Consider the following 22548-nt stretch of genomic DNA (forward strand, 5'->3'; position numbering starts at 1 on the left):
TTCGTTTCAGTTGTGCGGTTTACTTGATGATCGTTACGTTTCCTGAGCGATTGAATTCTCTGTCGTCTTCAGTTACTGCGTAAATCGTGTACACGTAGTCGCCAACTGGCTGAAGTTCTCCGCTTGTGGTTCCGTCCCATCCCTGGTCAGTATCCTGAGTTTCGAATACCAGGTTACCCCAGTTGTTGTAAACTTTCAGCGTAAGCTCTTTGAAAGGTCCTCCTCGAACAATCAACAGATCGTTTTCTCCATCACCGTTAGGTGAGAAACCTGTAGGGAGAACCGGTGCGAGCACTTCGTCTTCTTCTTCACCAGTTACGGTGATCGTTTGGATGGAAGTGTTCGAGCAGCCCTGTTCGTTTTCTACAGTGAGTGAGATGTTGTAGGTGCCCGGAGCCACGTAGGTGTTTTCCGGGTTTTGAGCATCTGATGAATTTCCATCACCAAAGCTCCAGCTCCAGGTATCCGCATCTTGTGAAAGATCTGTGAAGACGATCGTTTCTCCTGCGGCAATCGCGGTGTCCGACATCAGGAATTCTGAAGTTGGGTTATCGATAATCACAATCGATTGAGTAGTTGACTCTGAGCATCCAAGTGAGGAAGTGATCGTCATCGTCACATCGTAAACTCCAGGCTCTTCGAATCCGTGAACCGGATTTTGAGCAGACGAGTTGAGACCGTCTCCAAATTCCCAGCTCCAGTCAGAAATGCTTCCGAAGAAAATTTCAGAGTTGTCTGTAAACTGCAGCGGCTGACCGGCACAGGCACCGTCAAAAGTGAACTGTGGGTTGAACGGATCCGAAACAGTAATCACAACTTCATCAGATACCGGAGCGCAAATTTCGCTTCCGAAACTAGTCAGTGTCAAGGTGATTTCACCGACATTCAGGTCAGAGAGACTCGGAACATATTCCGCATTGAGGTCATCGGCTGATGGCTCAAAAGTTCCCGTACCTGAGCTCGTCCAGTTTGCACCTTCTGCGTTTGCCACAGATCCGTTGAGGAAAACGCTTTCTGTTTGCTCGCAAATGGTGATGTCGCTTCCTGCGCTCACGGTTGGTATCGGGTTGATCGTTACGGTTAACGTGTCTGTTCCTGGCTGGCAACTACCGTTGTCAGTAGAGGAGAGGATGAGGTTCACTGTTCCGTTGAAAATGTCTGTTTCACTTGGCGTGTAAGTCGCATCCAAACTGTTGGCGTCAGGAGTGAAAGATCCCGAACCAGAAGTACTCCACTGTCCGGTTGTAGATCCTCCGGTCACAAATCCCTGAACATCAACTTCCGGATCGGTTGCGCAAACCGTTACGTCTGCTCCGGCATCGGTAAATGCTGACGGTCCGAAAGAAATGGTCATTTGATCGATTTCACCCGCGCAGCTTCCGTTGTTGGTTGAGGTGAGAGTTAGCGTCACTTCACCAGCATCAACATCCGCCTGACTTGGGTAGTAGGTCGCATTGAGAGTTTCGTTGCTCGGATCGAATGTTCCAGTGCCAGAAGTAGTCCAGATTCCTGTCGTAGATCCGTTTGTTACTGAACCATTGAGTTGAGTGTATTCACTCGTTGAGCAAATTGACTGATCGTTTCCGGCATTCACCGAAATTCCGTCAGTAAACTCTAAAAGAAGAGAATCCACTTCGGCAACACACTGTCCGTTTCCGGTAGTAGTGAGGTAAATCATGATTTCACCAGCATCCACGTCAGCAGAAGTCGCCTGGTAAGTAGCGTTGAGTGATTGAGTGTTTGGCGTGAAAGTTCCACCGCCATTGGTGCTCCAAATTCCGCCTGTTGCCCCGGAAACCATTCCCGAGAGATCAGCCACCGGGTTTGTTCCACAAATCGACTGGTCGTCACCGGCATTTACAAGAGGTGCATCGGTGAAAGTGATTGTGATAAAGTCAACGTCATCGTTACAGCTGTTCACTGCAGAAAGGATGAGATCGACTGAACCGTTGAGCGTGTCGGCTTGCGATGGGATGTAGGAAGCATTCAGCACATCGGCTGATGGATCGAAAGAGCCAGTTCCCGAAGTGCTCCACACAGCAGTAGCGTCTCCGCCAGTTACCGAGCCATTCAGTTGAACAGAGGCGTTGTTGGCGCAGAGTGTTTGGTTGTTACCCGCGTTCACAGTAGCCGATGGCAAAATGTCCACGTGCAGCGTATCGTTCACTGGCGAGCAGTTTCCGATTCCAGTGGCTGTGAGCACAAGCGAAACAGCCTGGTTGTTGTAGTCAGCTGCACTCGGCTCGTAAGTAGCGTTGAGTGTATTTGCATCTGGACTGAAAGTTCCTGTTCCTGTTGTTGTCCAGATTCCTGTGGTTGTGGCTCCGGAAATTTCACCTTCGAGTGAAATTTCAGTTTCCGATTCGCAAATCGTCACATCGTCTCCCGCATCCACTTCTGGTGCTGGAGTGATCGTTACTTCGAGTTGATCTGAAGCATCGTTACAGCTGTTTGAAGTAAGCGTGAGTGTCACAAATCCGTTGTTGTTGTCACCAACACTTGGGAGGTAAGTGGCATCGAGTGTTTGCGCATTCGGCACAAAAGTTCCCGATCCTGAAGTTGTCCAAACTCCTGTTGTAGCTCCACCAGAAATCACACCGTTGAGTTGGATGTCTGAGTTGTTTGCACAAACAGTAACATCGTCTCCGGCTTCAGCGATTCCGCCTGGTAGAATTTCAATTTGAAGTGTGTCGGTCACGGCAATGCAAGATCCGTTGTTGGTTGAAGTCAACACGAGCGTTACCATTCCGGCATCGTAATCTGCCTGGCTAAACTGGTAGCTGGCGTTTAGAGTCTGCGCGCTTGGCACAAAGCTTCCCGATCCTAGTGTAGTCCACTGACCCGAATTTGTCGGTCCTGAAATCGATCCGGAAAGAGCTACACTCGCATCGTCTTCGCAAACTATTTGGTCTTCTCCGGCACTCACTGCAGGAGCAACAGAGATTGTTATTTCCACTTCGTCTGTTTCTACGTTACAGTTACCGTTGCCTGTAGTGCTCAAAGTCAGTGTTACAGTACCAGCCGCAATTTCTGCAGTAGTTGGAGTATAGACAGCATCAAGCGTAGATGCATTTGGAGAGAAAGTTCCGGCACCGCCAGTCCAAACTCCGCCAGAAGCGAGGTTTACAGTTCCATCGAGATCTACTTCAGGAGCGTTTGCACAAACAGTGATGTCTGTTCCGGCATCGGCTGATGGAGCAGGAGTGAAGTTGATTGTCACTTCATCTTCCACAGCCACACAGCTTCCGTTTCCGGTAGTTGTGAGTGTGAGTGTAATGCTACCCGAGTTGAGTTCAGTTTGAGTTGGCGTGTAAACTGCGTTGAGTGCGTTGTTGTTTGGAGTGAAAGTTCCAAGTCCACCGCTCCAGCTACCACCGGCCGCGAGGTTTACAAACCCGTTGAGTTGAATGTCTGAATTATTGACACATACCGTTTGGTCAGCTCCTGCATTCGCCTCTGGCGAAGCAGAGATGTTAAGAGTCATGCTATCCGATCCGGCATTACAAGAGCCGTTGTTTGTAGTTGTGAGTGTCAGGATCACAGAACCACTGGCAATTTCTGAGGCCGTTGGAGTGTAGGTCGCGTTGAGGTCTGTGTTCGAAGGGTTGAAAACACCATTTCCACCAGACCAAACTCCGCCACCGGCATTTGTTACAACTCCAGCCAGGTTGATGGTTGGATTGTTGGCACATGACGTCTGGTTTGGGCCAGCATTGGCTGTGGCTTGTGGTTCGATGGTGATAATAATTTCGTCAGTTCCCGGGAGGCAGTTACCGTTTCCGGTAGTTGACAACGTCAGGATCACTTCGCCACTTTGAATTTCTGCCGTGGTCGGAGTGTAGGTCGCGTCCAAAGCGTTTGCGTTTGGCGAGAAAACACCATTTCCACCGCTCCATTGTCCGCCAGTAGCGATCGTTACCGATCCGTCAAGCTGAACTTCTGGTGAGCTTGCGCAAACAGTTTGATCCAAATTGGCATCAGCTGTTGGCGCTGCTGTGAAAGTTACCTCAAGCTGGTCTGTTACAGCATTACAGTTGTCATTGCCTGTTGAGGTGAGTGTAAGGAAAATGTTTCCTGATGCAATTTCACCTTCTGTTGGAGTGTAGACAGCGTTCAGAGCTGTGTTGGATGGAGAGAACGTTCCCAATCCACCAGTCCACTGCACACCGTCAGCACCAAACATGTTTCCGTTGAGTTGGATGGTTGGGTTGTTTGAGCATTTCGTTTGATCCGAACCTGCTGAAACTTCCGGTGCTGGACCGTAAACAATCGTTACGTTGTCCGACTCAGCAAGGCAGTTTCCGTTGTTGGTTGAAGTCAAAGTTAATGTCACACTTCCAGATGCGATTTCTTGCACGGTTGGTGTGTAGGTCGCGTTGAGCGTGCTGTTACTTGGTGAGAATGTTCCGTTTCCACCGCTCCAGGTTCCGCCACCTGCGTTGCTCACAGATCCACTCAAAGTTACCTGAGCGTTGTTGGCACAAGCAGCGAGATCATTTCCAGCATTCACCACTGGAGCAGGAGTGAAGTTGATAGTCATTTGATCCGAAACTGGAGTACAGTTTCCATTACCTGCAGAGGTGAGTGTTAGTGTCACGCTACCCGAGTTGATTTCTTCTGGAGCTGGCGTGTAAACTGCATCAACGTCAGAAGCAGATGGGCTAAACGAACCGGCACCTCCACTCCAGATTCCTCCTGAAGCTACCGTCACGGTTCCGTTGAGCGTTACTTCTGCGTTGTTTCCGCACACTGTTCTGTCTATTCCGGCATTCACAGTTGGAGCCGGAGTAAAGTTGATCGTCACCTGATCTGACTCTGCGTTACAGTTATCGTTTCCTGTTGTTGTCAAAGTGAGTGTTACACTTCCAGCTGCGATTTCGGCAGCAGAAGGCGTGTAAATCGGGTCGATGTCTGTGTTGCTCGGAGCAAAAGATCCGCTACCACCAGACCACTCGATTCCGTCAGCTCCAGTCATTGTTCCGGTGAGCTGAACGTTAGCGTTGTTAGCGCATTTGGTTTGATCAATTCCCGCACTAACTGTAGGAGCAGGAGTGTAGGTAATGGTCATCTGATCTGACTCAGCGTTACAGTTTCCATTCGAAGTGGAAGTAAGAGTCAGTGTAACATTTCCCGAAGCAATTTCTGCAGCTGTAGGAGTGTAGGTGGCTGTCAAAGAGTTACTACTTGGCGAGAATGAACCATTTCCACCGCTCCAAACTCCACCGCCAGCGTTGCTCACAGATCCACCGAGTGTGATGGCTGCGTTGTTGGCACAAGCTGTTTGGTTTGGACCTGCATCCACAACCGGTGCAGGAGTAATTGTGATGGTCACATCATCAGTAACAGGTGTGCAGTTTCCATTTCCTGAAGTCGTGAGAGTAAGGGTCGCTTCACCAGCAGCGATTTCTGCGGCTGATGGAGAGTAAGTTGCGTTGAGTGCGTTAGCAGAAGGGTTGAAAGATCCGCTTCCACCGCTCCAGATTCCACCAGTAGCAACAGTAACAAATCCATTAAGAGTAACGTCTGCATTGTTTCCACAAACTGTTTGGTCTGTTCCTGCATTAGCAGTTGGAGCACCGGTGAAAGAGATTGTCATTTGATCCGACTCCGCGTTACAGTCTCCATTTCCTGTTGAAGATAGGGTCAAGATCACACTTCCCGAAGCAATTTCTCCAGCAGTAGGAGTGTAGATTGCGTTCAGTGCCGAATTACTCGGAGAGAAAGTTCCGAGACCGCCAGACCACACTCCACCTGTGGCACCACTTACTGATCCCACGAGCTGAGTAGTCGCGTTGTTTTCACATTTCGTTTGGTCGCCACCAGCGTTCACGGTTGGCGCATCTGTAAAAGTGATTGTCATGGCATCCGACTCTGCGTTACAGTTGCCATTACCTGTTGTTGTGAGAGTGAGTGTCACGCTGCCTGAAGCAATTTCAGCAGCAGTTGGCGCGTAGCTTGGGCTGAGGGCAGTGCTTCCCGGATCATAAGAACCGTTTCCACCGCTCCATTGTCCACCAGTTGCTATGGTTACTGATCCTGAAAGATCAACTTCTGCGTTGTTAGCACAAGCTGTTTGGTTTGGACCAGCCGAAGCTGTAGGAGCAGGAGTGAAAGTGATCGTGATGTCATCGCTTTCTGCATCGCAAGTTCCATTTCCGGTAGTAGTGAGCGTTAGAGTTACCGATCCGTCAGCAATTTCTTGAGCCGTTGGAGTGTAGGTAGTGATGAGTGAAGTGTTGTTGTCAAAACTTCCATTTCCTCCAGACCAAAGTCCACCACCTGCATTTGCCACTGTTCCTTCGAGATCTACAACGGCATTGTTGCTGCAGATGTCTGTGTCGGCTCCGGCATCGGGCTCAGGAGCATCGAGGAAAGAAATTGTCATTGTTTCAGAAACCGGGAAACAGTTTCCTGTGGAAGTAAGAGTAAGTGTGATTGAACCTGCAGAAATATCGGCTTCACTAGGAACGTATTCGGCATCGAGGTCGGTTACTGATGGAACAAATGCTCCAGAACCAGAGGAAGACCATTCACCAGTAGTGGCACCACCTTCAACGGATCCGTTGAGCATGGCAGTGCTGTTTGTACAAACTGTGAGATCTGTTCCTGGATCTACTATAATTTCTCCGGAGAACTCAGAGAAATAACCAAAACGGCAACCGCTCGAGGCGCCACCGTTGATCAATCCAACTGAAAATACTTCAGATGAGTTCGTGATGAGGTTGTTACTTCCAACTGGAATTTCGCCAGTTGTGAATGAAATTTGGGCACCCATCCAGGCGCCTGCTGTTCCTGGCACTACAGTGAAGTCTCCAGCAGTGAGAATGCTTGCATCTCCGTTGATTTCAAAATCGCCTTCAGCTCCAGCTGGCACCACGATGTTCAATCCGAAATACTCGTTTGTCGATCTTACAAAATTCACTTGCTCTGATCCGGCACAGTTGAGCGGAGGCAAAAGAGCTCCACCAACTTCACAACCAAATCCCGAAACGTGAAACGCATAAGTCGGCTGAGAGCAATTAATGTAGGTAAGCGGGTCTGTAATTTCTACACGGTAAGTTTCACCTGCAAAAAGAGTTGCCACTTGAGTTCCGTCAACGATAACGGCATTGCTGTTTTGTGTAGAGGTGAGGTAAACATACTCTGGAACGGTGAGGCCACCCTTGTTTACGATGTATTCGTAACCTACGATGTCTACTGGCACGAGTTGGTCACCTATCAAATCCCGGCAGCCTGCAGGCTGCGGCCAGGTAGAATCATCTTTGGTTGAAACTGCAATGTTTTTGTCAGAAACGATGGCGGTTCCTGTTGGGTTGTCGGAACCATCAGTGCTGGTGACACTTCCCGAATAAGTCTCTCCCTGATTGAGGGTGACAGTGTAGGACTCAAGTGCATTGTGCCCACCATCCAGATCAACTCGAGGATAGATGATCACAGTAGTGTTGTCTTCTGTTGCTACAATGTCGAATGAAGTATAGGGAGTAGGTGAGTAGTCACCATTTCTCCAGGTATTTTGGATCGGAGTGTAAAACTCCGTACCCAGACCGTTTTTACCTTTCAGGGAATAGATGTCCGGGTTGTTAGTTGTATTCACTTCATAATAGCAGGTGATGTTTTCGGTTGAGACAATTCGTAAACCAGTTGTCAAAACCTGATCTGAAGGAGTGGTTTCAAGATCGCCCATAAATGCCGAAAGGTCGACACTTGTTGAGGAGTTGGCTGGAAGGTTAACTGTAATTGGCGATCCGCCATTAAATCCGGGATTTGCCGGTTGGTCCACAGTAACAGTTGCGGCATTGTCACCACTGGCCATTCTGAGAAAGGCGGGGTTACTGGCCACGTGTCCGGGACTTACATAAGGCGGAGCGAACCAAAATTCGTTACTCGTTTGAGCGTTGGTGGAGACCCACATCAGAACAACTGTGAGGGTGAGTAAAAGTCTTCTAATGGTCATTCTTTTAAAGTTTTAGACGAAGTGTTGCATATACAACGACATTAATTAGCTCGTGACAATACGCAGGAATTGCCACGGGGTTTCTAAAACTTACAGTGAAATGGACTCAGATCGACAGTAGTTAAAATGAATTCACGATCGCTACTTATGTAAACTGATAACTTCTTTAAGTCGAAAACTACACCACTCAAGTACCGTCATTCACTAGAATCATAGAATGTCAATAATAATTGGTAGTTTGTGACTACTTAGCTTTTCTACTTCATGAAAAATTCTGATATCAATAATCAAATTTTAAAGTCACTTTCTAACGAAGTTAATTGTAAGCATGCTTTTCGCGATGCTAGATTTCGTAGAGGGTTACCGTGTAAATCATGTGGTAATTCTGAGCAGTATTGGCTGAATTCTAAAGAGAGTTTTCAATGCAAAAATTGTCGATATAGAACGACATTAAAGAGCGGCACAATTTTACAGGGATCTAAAATGCCCGTTTCTTATTGGTTTAAGAGTGTGTACTTTATCAATGTCTATCCTCGGTTGTCGGCTTATGAGTTGCAGAATCTTTTGAATCACAAGTTCTACGAACCAGTTTGGTCCTTAAAGAAGAAAGTCGAATCTGTATTGACTTCCGACAAGGCATTCATCAGTTTAGGCCATAGACAATATGATTTGCTTCGGCAAATAAGTGATATTCTAACCACACCCAAATCTTAATAAATCAGTCTTTGGCCATATATATACTTTTTCTAGCCGTAGAACGGAAACGGTTTTGAATTTTATTCGAAACTATTAATGCAATTGCATTAATCTAGTGGTAAGGTATCCGATTAGTGTCCTCAAATAATTTTAACTAAGGCAACTTCTCATAACTCTCAGGGAAATCAGCCTATTCAACTTGTTTTGATAAATAATTATCGCTGAAAATTTGACTTTGATCGAAACTGTAATAAGTTTGATCGACTTTGATTGCTGATTGATCGAATAATTAATTGGTAATCAAAATGCACAGGACGCAAGACAAAAACACTGAACTATATAGCCCACTCTCTCATCCATAACCTTCAATGAGACCCAGGGAGTCCACCCGGACGAGTTAACGAGAAGTAGTTTACAAATAACCTGGAGCCTGAAGGCTCTTTGACCTAAATACTTATTAGTTGCTATGGAGAAACTAGCACATTTTTTATTGCTCCTTATAGGAGTAAGAGGTTTTTACGCGCCTAATTTTAAACTGCGAGTTATCACAGGAACTCGAGGTTTCCTTTTTAGTGTTGTCCTATTCGGGCAGTTTTCTTCATTTCATTCATTCAGACCAACCAGACTAACTATCTAATTATGGCTTTAAAAGAATTTTTTCCATTTCGACTCTTTTGTAAGGGTTCCTTATTTAAATCATGCTATATATTTCTTGGATTTATAATGTTGCTCTCATCGCAAGTTATGAGTGCGAAAAATGTCTCAGAACTAGTTTGTCTTCATTCGTCTTACACAGATGAATTCAATTCACTTGAGTTGATTGATGCAGGATCTGACTATTTTGTCAATGATAACAGTACTTCTGGAGATTCCTTCACGACAGCAGTCGGGAATGACAACAACCCGGGCACACCCTCAGCTCCTTTTGCTACAATTCAGGTGGCAATTGACCAGGCTTCAGTTGGGGATGTAATTTATGTGGATGCTGGTTCTTACAGTCAGGATGTCTTAGTCGACAAAGAATTAACGATTGTAGGTGCCGGAATTGATCAGACTGTGATCGATCATGCCGGAAATCCAGGTCATGGAAATGCCGGAATTCATGTGACTGCTCATGATGTAACTATGCAGGGATTCACCCTGATTGATACGGATGGTGGATCAGAACCGCGCTACGGTCTAAAAGTGGGAGTAGGAAACCAAACGACAGACAATGTTACCCTGGAGAACATTAAAGTTCAAAATAGTTATCGAACTGGTTTTGACCTTGCTATCCCGAAGAACCTCACATTGAATGGAGTTATAGCCAGCAACAATGGTGGAGCAGGAATCTTTATGACTAATGCTGATGGAGTGACGATCGAAAACATAACAACTACCGGGAATCCCTGGGTAGGTGTTTCAATAGCCACCAGAGATGACTGGCCCGGTACGACTTCGGGAGTGGTGTTTACTGGTAATAACTCATTTGGTGAGGTTACAACAAGTAATGGTGGGGTTCAATTAGAAATGACTACCAATAAATCCATTAGTTGGAGCAATGATGCGGCAGCTAATCGCGATGTGACTATACAATCTTCGGAGCTTGCTTATGCTATTAGTGGACCTACTACCAATACTTTCGGTAGTAATATTTACGATCCGTATGTAAGGTTTTACTCAACCTTGAATCAGGCGACTTTGGCAGCTACCAACGGTCCCGATCACGTTGAACCCTTTAATCGATACATTCAAGATGCAACTGATTCTGAAGGCGACCCATCAACGGAGTTTTATGTTTTTGATTCAGCTGGTGATAAAATGAGTATTCAAGCCGCGATCGATGCAGCTTCTGCTCAGAACACCATCAATATTTCAGCAGGTACTTTTCCTGAAGACTTAAATGTCAACAAAGATGAGATTACGGTTTTAGGTGCAGGAATTGGTCAGACTATACTCGATCACACTGGGCAAAGTGGACACAACAATGCCGGAGTGAAAATCGGTGGGAATCAGGTGACACTAAAGAATCTTACTGTAACTGGAGATCCGAATGACAGTTCTCCTCGCTATGGCCTGAAGGTAGGGACGAGCTCTGTAACTACCGATGACGTAACTCTGGAAAACGTTCGGGTTCAGAATAGCTATCGCACAGGATTTGATTTGGCTCGTCCAAAAGACTTAACGCTCACAGGTGTAGAAGCTATCGATAATGGTGGAGCAGGAATTTTCATGACTAATGCCGAAGGTGTTGACCTGACTAACGTCACTACGAGCGGAAATCCGTGGGTAGGAATTTCGGTTGCAACAAGAGACGACTGGCCTGGAGATACCTATGATGTAGTTTTCTCTGGAACGAATTCAATTGGAGAAGTGGGTACCGATAACGGAGGCCTTCAGATAGAACCAGTTGTAGGAATGCCAATTTCATGGAGTGATGGATCTGTTTCTGCTGATGTAGTTATTCAAGAAGTAGATTTTGAATTTGCGCTTAGCGGTCCTACAACAAATTCATTTACCTCTGGAGGAAACACAATTGTGTATGACCCTTACACCAGGTTTTACAAGACACTTGCTCAGGCAGAATCTGCTGCAGCTGGAGATCCTACTCACATTGAACCCTATGACCGCTACTTACAAGATGCGATAGATTCAGAAGGAGATCCTACCACAGAATATTATGTGGTTGACAACAATAAAATGAGCATTCAGGCTGCCGTAGACGATGCAGTTTCTGATAACGTAGTGAATGTTTACAGCGGGACTTTTGAAGAAAACATATCCATACCGAAGGCAATTACTGTGTTGGGTGCTGGGAATTCTCCATCTGGTACTGTCATTCAGGGCAGTGGAGGTACAGTTGTAAGTCTGGGAGATGGAAGCAGTAACTCAGAAAGAGCTGTTCTTCAAAATCTCAGAGTAACAGGTGGCGCAACAGGCGTTGGTGCTTCGTCTTTCACGTCATTAATTGATGTTGTGTCTTCTAGTAACGCGAACTACGGTATTTCGCTAGGGTCGCAAGATATTCAAATCACTGGGAGTACTTTTGCTAATAACAATGTGGGAATGAAAATTCCTTCAACTGTCAGTGTATCTAACCTAACTATTGACGATTCACATTTTGACAACAACACAGCTCATGGTTGGTATAGCGATGCAAACTCTGGAATTGAACCAGACCTGAATGATGTAGAAATTACCAACACCACATTTAACGGAAATGGAATAAAAGGTATTTACACAGAAAGACTTTCTAACGCGCTATTTGAAAATGTTGTAGTGGATGGAAGTGGAAATGCTGCTAACACTTATGCATCGGGAATAGATATTAATCTCAAATGGAAAGTCTACAGCAATATAACCCTTAGAAATGTTTCTGTTACCAACAGTGGTGCCGGTGGTGCGAGTGGAAACGGAGTTACCATTAAAGGAAGAAATGACGGAGGTACTTACGGATCAAATCCGGCCTCTATTGATGGTCTCGCATTCGATAATAATACTTTCCAGTCTCCAGGCATTATTGGCACTGACACGCTAACAGGTCTCTCAATCGGAAATGCTATTGACAATATCTCATTTCTTGGCACAAACACTTTCACAGGAACAGGTAATGGATTTACTAACTACATCGATTCTGGATCTGACTTCTCTTTAGGTACGTCAGAATTTAGTGGTGACCTGGCATTCTTCATTGCCAATTTTAGTCCACTTAACATTGATGCTTTGGATACCGAATTTGACGGAAAGACTGGTTACGAAATGTCCATTGCAGAGCGTCAAACTACAGAAGACAAAATCTACCATGAAATTGACAACTCTTCTTTAGGTCTGGTATGGTTTGTACCCGAATGCGAACCTGCGGTTTATGTTAATGACGATAGTCAATCAGGAGATGTTTACACTTCCTCAATAGGCGATGACTCAAACCCTGGAACCGCTGCATCTCCGGTTAGAACTATCAGCAGAGCGCTCGACCTAGCTTGCAGTGGGTCAATAATATATGTGGATGCAGGAAACTATTATGACTCTTTTGTTCTGGATTCTACTTACTCCATTCGAGGAGCGAACTATGGTATAAATCCAAATACAGGAAGTAGAAATGCGGAGTCGAATCTTTACCCAGATGTTTCAGACCCAGACCCTTATAGCTCTAATGCAGTTCTCATGGTCTATCTATCTGAAAATGCCTCAGGTACGGAGATTGACGGATTGACAATAGACGGTGATAATCCAAATCTTATGAGCGGTGTTGTAAATAATGGAGCCGATGTAGATGCTGCGCAAGGTATTGTTGGTTACGATGGACTCACCGATATTTCTATTACCAATAATATCATTGGAAGAACTGCTTACACGGCAGTCGAGTTTTACAATTACAACAACTCTGGAGCAGCTACAACGGGCAATCTAATTTCCGATAATCGATTTGAAAATATTCTTCCAGACTCAGGTTTCGGAATCGCAGTTCTTCTCTATAACAACTGCTATACAAACATTACAAACAACGTGTTTGACGAGGTTAGAGTGGGCGTTCAGACGGGAAATTTTTACCGAGCTGATCCTGGTAACAGCCACGATATTACGGGTAATCAAGTAGAATCAGGAAGAATTGGGATCTGGCACAATCTTGCTTATCAGGATGTAACAACTTTCAATATCCAGAATAACATTGTAACCACTGTCTCAGGTTTTCCTGAAGATAATCAGGGGTTAAAAGTAACCTCTCTGAGTGGTTCTGCTGATGTGTTGCTTTCAGGAAACACCGTATCAGATGCGGCAATTGGCCTGTCTCTTTGGAACAATCCAACGACAAATCCAATAACTGTTGGATCTAATCAGCTAAATAATTGTACTGTGGGAATTCAAGCTGATAACTATGATGGGTACAATTCCAATGCACAGAGCAGCTCTTACATCGTTGATGACGTTGAAATTCAGGGGGCGCAAACAGGAATCCTTGTAAAAGACAACAGCGATAATTCAAATGATGCGACTGTGTCGGTTGAAATTAGAAACAGCTCAGCAATCAACAGTTCCAATGTAGGTTTAGTAATTGAAGGAGCAGATGCTTCGGCAAGCTTCAGCGGAGCTACTCCGGCAAGCTTCATTGGTCAGTCAGTTTACATTGATCAGGTGAGCAATGGAGACGATGTTCCATCAACAGACATCATTGCTTTCAATGTACAGTTTGATGGAAATAACGGAGCTTCAATGACATTGGCGCAACAGTTTGATGCTGAAGATAAATTGAATCACAAGCCCGACTACGAGCAGCTGGGATTAATCAGCTTCGTTCCAAACAATGTCTTCATTACTACAACTAGTTATGTTTCACCAAATACAGAAGCATCGGTTCAACGCGGTGTTGACGTGGCTCTTGACGGAGAAACGTTGAATGTGAACGATGGTACTTACCAAGGAAATGTGCTTGTCGATAAAAATATCGCAATTCTTTCTCACAATGGAGCGACCAATACTATTCTTGATGGAAATGATAATGGATCAGGTTTAGGAACTATTCAATTAAGCTCCGGCAGAGACGGAGTTACAATTGGTAGCGCAAACCGAGGATTTTCAATAAGAGGCATTGACGGTCCAGCTGGTCTTGAAAAAGCTGCCGTTTATCTACAGGGAACTCAATCAAATATTATGATTGAAAACAACATCATTGAAGCTCGCGGAGATGCGGGGTTAATGGGAGAATACAATGCTTCCAATGATGGTGTTACAATTAATAACAACGAATTCACAGGACAAACTTTCACGGGTTCGAACCCAGCAGGCGTTGGTTTCTCTGCCCAGTTTACTCTGCCAAATGTTCCCAGGCAGGCGGTTGTATTTGGAGGAGGTTCGGGTACTTCCAACACACAGAATTTTACTTTCACAAATAATACGATAAGCACCATTACTGGTGGGCAGAGTTTGACCGACAATAGCGGAAATTCAATTGCACCAACCGATCAGGGAAATATGATAGTGACGCTTGATCTTGTTGGAAACAACCAGATTTCAGGAAACACTTTCAACGGTTACACTACACCAGGTGCTGCGGCACTTCGTGTGAGAGGTAGTGGAAATTACGCTATTGATGAAAACCTCTTCACCGGAGGTTATGATGTAGCCATGGCTACAGCTTCAAATCCAATTGACGCTTCCTTGAACTACTGGGATTCACCATCAGGTCCGTACAATCAGATTACGAGCCCATGTGCCACTGGAAAAGCAGTTCCAGATAATGTGACTTTCGTTCCATATTACACAGATGCGACCCTGAGTATAACAAGTTCAGCAGTTGGTGGGCCAGTTTATAATGTAAATTCAGGATTATATTATTGTACAATTCAGTCAGCGATAGACGCAGCCAGCACAGGAGATGAAATTCAGGTATCTGCAGGAACATATAATGAGTCGCTCAATGTTAATGTAGAGGATTTACTTCTGATTGGAGCAGGCATCGATCAAACTATTGTAGACCATAGCGGAACAGCTGGTTATAACAATGCCGGAGTAAAGATCGGAGCCAATGGTGTAACCATGCAAGGCTTCACTGTAATCGACAACGATGGTGGATCTGTTCCTCGTTATGGATTAAAAGTTGGTACAAGTTCAGTTACGACCGATAATGTTACCCTTCAAAACATCAAAGTCACTCAAAGCTATCGTACTGGATTTGATCTGGCTCGTCCGAAAAACTTGTCACTCACTGGAGTAGAAGCAATTGATAATGGGGGAGCTGGGATTTTCATGACCAATGCCGAAGGTGTTGATCTGACTAACATTACTACAAGCGGAAATCCGTGGGTGGGTATTTCAGTAGCCACAAGAGACGACTGGCCTGGTGATACTTATGATATTGTTTTCTCTGGAACGAATTCAATTGGAGAAGTGGGTACCGATAACGGAGGCCTTCAGATAGAACCAGTTGTAGGAATGCCAATTTCCTGGAGTGATGGATCGGTAGCGGCAGATGTAACAATCCAGTCGGCAGATTTTGAATTTGCGCTTAGTGGTCCTACTACTAATTCATTTACTTCAGGTGGAAATACAATTATATACGATCCTTACACCAGATTCTATAAGACACTTTCTCAGGCAGAATCCGCTGCAGATGGAGCTCCAAGTCATGTAGAACCTTTCGACCGCTATATACAGGATGCAATTTCATCAGCTGGAGATCCGGCTACTGAGTACTATGTGTACGACAATACTGATGACAAAATGAGCATCCAGGCTGCGATTGATGCTTCTTTTGATGGAAATAAGATAAATGTTTACGATGGAGACTTTACCGAGCAGGTAGAAGTATCCAAGGAAATCACAATTGAAGGTCAGGGAGCTGGTGTTACCAATGTGATCGGATTCGATGACATGCCACTTTCTTTTACCACTTCTGATGACAACTTCCCAATCATTTACATCCATGACGCCAATGCTGTCATTAGCAGCTTAACAGTGGACGGAGATGGAAATGGTGCAACAAACAGACGCTATGTCGGAATTGGACTTGATAATGCAGGCGGCCTACTTGATGGAGTGGAAGTAAAAGCCATTAGAGAAGATCCATTAAATGGCAATCAACACGGTGTTGGAATACTTGCCAGTGCTGAAAGTGGGGATTCAAGAAACCTGGAGATTCGGAACTCAAATATTCACGATTTCCAGAAAAATGCCCTTTCAGTTTCCGGAGCAGATTTAATCGTTTTCGTTGAAGGAAACACAGTGACAGGAGATGGTTCGACAGATGTTATCGGTCAAAACGGAATTCAACTCGGATACGGTGCCACAGGTGATATTGTAGGAAACGATGTAAATGGAATCGACTACACTGGAAGTGGTTGGCTGAGTACTGGTATTCTTGTGATTAACGCTAGTGGAAGTGTTACTGTTTCTGAAAATACAATTGCCAATTGTCAGGGGGGGCTCGTTGCGCAGAACTCTTCATTATCTATCATAAATAATGAAGCGGACCAAGGTGATTATGGAGTTTTACTTTATTCCCTATCTGGAACGAATGAAGTAGTAGTCGAAAATAACGCAATATCAAACTATGAAGAAGCTGTTTACTTCTACACAGCAGGAGGAACAACATTAGCCACCGCCAATGAAAATAGTTTTACTGGCTATACGAATTCGATAACCAATTACGGATCTTCAACAGAGTTTGATGTGTCGTGCAATTGGTACGGTACATCAGATGCTACATTAGTAGACGCTAGTGTAGGCGGAGAACTTGCCTACAATCCTTATCTCATTGATGGTACTGATGCTAGCGGATCGATTGGTTTCCAGCCAACCGCAGGATCTTGTTCTGGAGACTCAGAAGGATGCACAGAACCAAATGCGGATAACTACGATCCAAACGCTATTTTCAATGATGGTTCCTGCGAGTACTGCTTTGAGGGACTTGACTTCTCCAGCACAGTAGCAGTAGATGAAAATGAAAATCCTGATGCGTGGTACACAGATCGCTATGCACCTTCGGCTTTCGAATCTGCGGTATTCGAAGGCGAGAACAGATTGCTTCACTCCATTGATGCAGCAGACGGTGATGATAATAGAACTGGATTCGATGGAGCATTTTACAACACTCAAGGAAGAAAGTACGACCTTACCACCGGTGAAACAAAAGAAATTGGTATTGAGCTATATGTTCCAGCAGCCTGGGAAACCTCAGGTCGCAGAATGGCTGGAATCTGGGGAACTGGCTTCGATAACGCTGATGTAGTTTCTGCTTATCCAATAATTGAATTTACATCGGACGGTACTCCACGGTTCCGGGCCTATGAAGGAGATGGAAGCTGGATTGACATTGGCTTGCCAAATAATTTTAGCTACAACACCTGGGTCACTCTAACAATTAAGCTTTTGCCTTCTGGTGAGTTCAGGTATGAAGTGGGTGATCTTAGTGTATCGACTCAGCAACACGGTGTAAATGGCACGACCTATATTGGAAATGTAATTCTACAGGGCCACAATACGACAGCTGGAGTTACCTATGATATTTACTGGGATAACTTCTATAACTCTTACGGTACAGACCTTGAATACGATGCTGTGTTGTTAAGACCAATTGCTGTTGGTAGTGGTCTCAGTAATCAACACATGGCAGTTGCTGATCTCTGCGATATTGAAGCTGGAATTAAAGCGCACAAGAGATTTTTGGGTGATGTAATTCCTGTGACTGGCGATGTGGCAGGAGATACTTATCAGTTTGGTACGGGTGTTTCGCCAATGAGCTCGGCCAATTTGGATCCAGATCCAGGTACAGCCCGTTGGAATTACCTCGTCAGTGTGGACCTTGGTGATCAGACTTTCAATGATCTCAACGTTTATCTTGATATAGATTTTGACCCTTCAGATGCATCTGGACAAACTGACCCTTACGTGGCCGACCTCAGTCAATTTATGATTGACAATGGTAGCGGAAACTCAAGTATTTACCAGGACTCACAGAACCTTGGTTTTAGCTTTTGGCAAACAATCGGAAGTCCTAATATTTTGCCTTTCGATCCTTATCAAGAGGGAGTTTACGATCTAGCTATTCGCGTAGAAACGCCTGCAGGAGTAGAACTTTTGAATGCGCCAATAAGAGTAGAGGTAGCATGCGATTACGTAGAAGCCTCTGAAGATCTTGAAGCTCCATTTATTGACTGCCCGGATGATCTGGTAGTTAGTACAGATACAGGGGCATGCAGCGCTGTTCTGTCTAATGCTGAGCCTACAATCACAGCAGATGATTGTGTTGTTAATCTGAGTTATACTATTACCGGAGCAACTACCGGATCAGGATCTGGCAATGTCAATGGACTTGTTTTCAATTCGGGTGTAAGCACAGTTACTTACAATGCCACTGATGGAAACGGTAATACTTCTGATCCGTGCTCTTTCACTGTCACTGTTGAAGATAATGAAGACCCAGTTGTGACTTGTGTTGATCAGACTGTAATATTGGATGGATCAGGTTCGGGCAGTGTCTCACTTGGGGCTGTACTGGGAACTTCAAATGATAACTGTGGAATCACAGATGTCGAGCTATCACAGAATACTTTCGATTGTAGCGACATTGGTGCGGGAGCCGATAATGTGACCATCATAGTTACCGATAACGCAGGGAACACTGGCACTTGCAATGCGACCATAACAGTCGTTGACAATCAGTTGCCAACCATCAATTGTCCAGGCAATCAGACCTTATCGACAGATAACGGCTGTAATGCTACTATGGTAGACTACGCTGGATTAGCTTCATCTTCAGATAATTGCAGTGTGAATGTTTCTCAATCACCCTCCGTTGGACAGAGCTTGTCTGTAGGAAATCACACAGTAACGCTCACAGCTACTGACGCTGGCGGAAATACAGAAACGTGCTCATTTGCATTGACCGTTGAAGATAATGTAGACCCGGTTGCTATATGTCAAGACATATCAGTTGACCTTGTGAATGGTTCAGCCACAATTACAGCTGTTGACGTTGATGGTGGTTCAAGCGATAATTGCGGAATTACCGGCATGAGCGTTACTCCAAATTCATTCACTTGTGCGGATGTTGGCGACAACGATGTTGAACTGACAGTAGAGGATGCCGCTGGAAACACACACACTTGCACAGCAACAGTAACGATTGTGAGCACTGTGGATGTCGGAATCTGTTTCAATGGAAATCCAGCCGGATACGAGGACACATTCACCTACTGCGAAGATGAAACGATAGACGTTACACTTTGTGATGCGATTTCAGGAGTAGGTCCATTCGAAATTTGCTATCAACTAGATAGCGATCCTATCGAGTGTGTTACAGTAAATGAATTCGAAAGCATCTTCAGTGGAGAATTGGCTGCGGGAACGTACGAAGTCCAGATTACTTCAGTAACCGATGCCAACGGATGTTCATTAACTGATCCTTCACTTTATTCAGCTACTGTTGTTGTAAATCCACTTACGGGAACTTACACTGCTGAAACAGCATGCGACACTTATGAATGGAACGGAACTGTTTTCACAGAAACTGGAGAATACACCAATGTGACATATCCAGCAAACGGCTGTACTAACATTGATACATTGGACCTTACGATTCTCGAAAGCACAGCCAGTTCAATTACAGAAACAGCATGTGCAACCTACACTGCGCCAGATGGTGCGATTTACACTTCAACCGGAGTTTACACAGCAGTAATACCAAACCAGGCCGGTTGTGATAGCACAATAACGATAGACCTCACAGTCATCAATCCAGGAGATGCTTGCGATGACGGAGATCCACTCACAGAAAATGATGTATACGACAGCAATTGCGATTGTGCGGGTACACCAATAGTCGGAACAGTTGAAGGAACTGTCGATTGGAACCAGGACTGTGGAAATCGCAATGGAACGATTAAGTTTTATCAGCCGGGTACGACTATTCTGGTTGAGCAATACAATTTCACAGTTGATCAAAATGGTGAGTTTTCTACTCCTGCATCTGGAATAGCACCTGGTAATTACGACATCTTCGTGAAAGTCGAAGGCTACTTACAGAAAGGCTTTGACAACGTGAGCATCAATTCTGGTTCAAATAATCTGAATGTGGGAAGCATAATCGGAGGAGACTTAAATGGCGATAATGCTGTTACTGCAGCCGATGGTACTGTAGCATCAGATGCATTCTTATCCACAACTGCCGACCCCAATTTCAATCCAGTAGCAGATTATAATTGTGATGGAGCAATCACAGCGTCTGATGTGACTGTTATTTCGGCTTCATTCCTCATGACCGGTGATGAACCAAACGCCAACTAAAACTCAAGAACATTGAAAAGACTAGAAACAAGGATAACAATGAAAACGATACTCAATAACCACAAGCATATGAACTACTTTCAAGGCTTTTTGAATAGGTCATTAATCACTCTTTCTATAATCATTTTGAGTCTTATTTCGAATGACTCCAAAGCTCAATTTTATGAGTTTTACAATTCCGTAGATGGGGCTGTGACAAATGAAATTAATGTTCAACCGGGCGAGAACTTCACGTTGCTCGTGGGTGTGAATACAGATGGACTTGTAACAGGAGTTACGGCATCCTTGGAGTACGATCCCTCTGGATTGCAAGTTATTGGACCTATTGTGGATTTGGCGCCTCCAGAGCTGAATGTCTCATTTGGAAATATTATCGATAATACGAATGGAAATGTTTTGCTATCCAAAGTTTCTTTTGGGGCAACTCCCCTTACCGGTTCCTTTGAGTTCATGGAAGTGACCTTTGAAGTTTCTCCTGGGTCAACGCCTGGCTCAAGCTTCAATATTGACCATATAATGCAACAACCGGGAATTGCGAACTATTCAGAAATCGCTTTTTCAGGGACAAACTTCCTTACTGATGCACCATCATTTACAGTTAATGTAGTTGAAGAACCCGAAATCGATATCGCTTTTAATGATGAGATTTTGGGCTTCAACTCAGAGCTTGAGTATTGCGCCAACGAAAATATAACCGTGACTCTCGATGGGGTTGTTTCGGGAACTGCTCCTTTTGATTTGGTTTGGGAAGTAGATGGAAATCAGTTTATTGCAAATAATTCGCCTGTAGGCTTCGAGTTTTTTAATGGAACATTAAGCCCTGGTGTTCACACTGTTCAATTGACCTCAATAACTGACGATAATGGTCTTGAAGTGACCAATCCATCAAGTATTTACTCAGCTGAAATCATAATACTTGAAGAACCTGACGTCAACATCCTAATCAATAGCGAAGTTGCAGGATTCAATTCCGATTTTAGTTTTTGTCAAGGTGAAACAATCACTGCGAGTTTGCAAGGATTATCAGGGCAAGCACCTTACGATCTGGTGTGGACACTGGATGGAAATACTGATTCAGCGGATGATGTTGGCGATGGTGATCAACTTTTTAGCGGAACACTCTCAACGGGATCTCACACAGTGATTCTTTCGTCATTGACCGATGACAACGGGTGTGTTCTTGCAGATGTTACAGGATATCAAATTGAGATTTATGTGAATGAAGCTCCAGTAGTTTCAGGCGCTCTCTCTGCTTCAGATATTGAAGGATGCTCCGCACCTGCTGCCGTAACTTCGGTTACCGGATTGGAAGCCTTAGACGGGAATCTTGAAATATCAGATGCTGTCACAGAGGATGGGGATTTGGTAGTTACATCTTCGGATGATGTAACAGGCTCATGCCCGACTTCAGTAATAAGAACTTACACTATCACGGATGAATGTGGAGCCAGTGTACAGGTGGTTCACGAAATTGAATATGACGATACAACCGAACCGACATTCAACGGAGTTCCGGCTGATGTCTCAGTTGACTGTGTTTCGGAGATTCCTTCAATGACTTCTCTAGCATGGACGGATGACTGCGATGGCACTGGAAGTGTTATGGGGTCGGATAGCTCCGTTCCTGGAAACGGTGTTTTCGAAACGATAACAAGAACCTGGTCTTATACGGATGGTTGCGGCAATACTGGAACTGCGAATCAAGTGATAACTGTCACAGATGGAGCTGCCCCAATTCTTGAAAACGTATCAGCTTCAGCAGTGGGCGAATGCCTCAACGGAGGAAACTTCGTTTGGACAGTTGACGCATCAGACGACAACCTGTTCTCACTTGAAGTGGATCATTCCCTTCAAAACAGCTTACCGGAGTTTACGGTTTATGCCGATGCAGGGGATCCTTACGGAAGTGCACAGGCAGCCACAGATTTTGCCAATGCTGGTGTGAGTGTTATTTACGATGACGCCAATCAGATCTGGACCATCGACTTTGGTCCGGCTGTAACGCAGCAACTCATCGACAACGGAGGAATCACGTTCTACACTGTTTTGGAAGACTGCAACGGAAATGCACTCGGCTCAATGAGCCCAACAGGACCGGACAACACGTTTGTCTACGACCTTGACGATGAAGCTCCGGT

General features: G+C 44.9%; 4 protein-coding genes. 3 read left to right on the top strand and 1 reads right to left on the bottom strand.

The window, feature by feature from the left end:
• Nucleotides 1–19: 19 nt before the first annotated feature.
• Nucleotides 20–7954, bottom strand: coding sequence for a PKD domain-containing protein (locus ABHV44_RS15320; RefSeq protein WP_459075594.1), 7935 nt, complete (start codon nt 7952–7954; stop codon nt 20–22).
• Between the two features lie 264 nt (nt 7955–8218).
• On the opposite strand from ABHV44_RS15320, the gene ABHV44_RS15325 reads away from it, so the two are divergent.
• From ABHV44_RS15325 to ABHV44_RS15335, 3 genes are all read left to right on the top strand, one after another.
• Nucleotides 8219–8668 carry a transposase gene (locus ABHV44_RS15325; protein WP_459075595.1) on the top strand — a complete coding sequence of 150 codons (450 nt, stop codon included), beginning with the start codon at nt 8219–8221 and terminating at the stop codon, nt 8666–8668.
• 726 nt (nt 8669–9394) lie between these two features.
• Entirely contained in the window at nt 9395–20410 is an 11016-nt protein-coding gene (locus tag ABHV44_RS15330) for a right-handed parallel beta-helix repeat-containing protein (protein WP_459075596.1), read from the top strand.
• Nucleotides 20411–20479: 69 nt separating this feature from the next.
• On the top strand, nt 20480–22548 hold a 2069-nt coding region (locus tag ABHV44_RS15335; protein WP_459075597.1), incomplete at its 3' end, for an HYR-like domain-containing protein.

This window comes from Halocola ammonii, from assembly GCF_049334165.1.
Taxonomy (GTDB): domain Bacteria; phylum Bacteroidota; class Bacteroidia; order Flavobacteriales_D; family Sanyastnellaceae; genus JBEGHD01.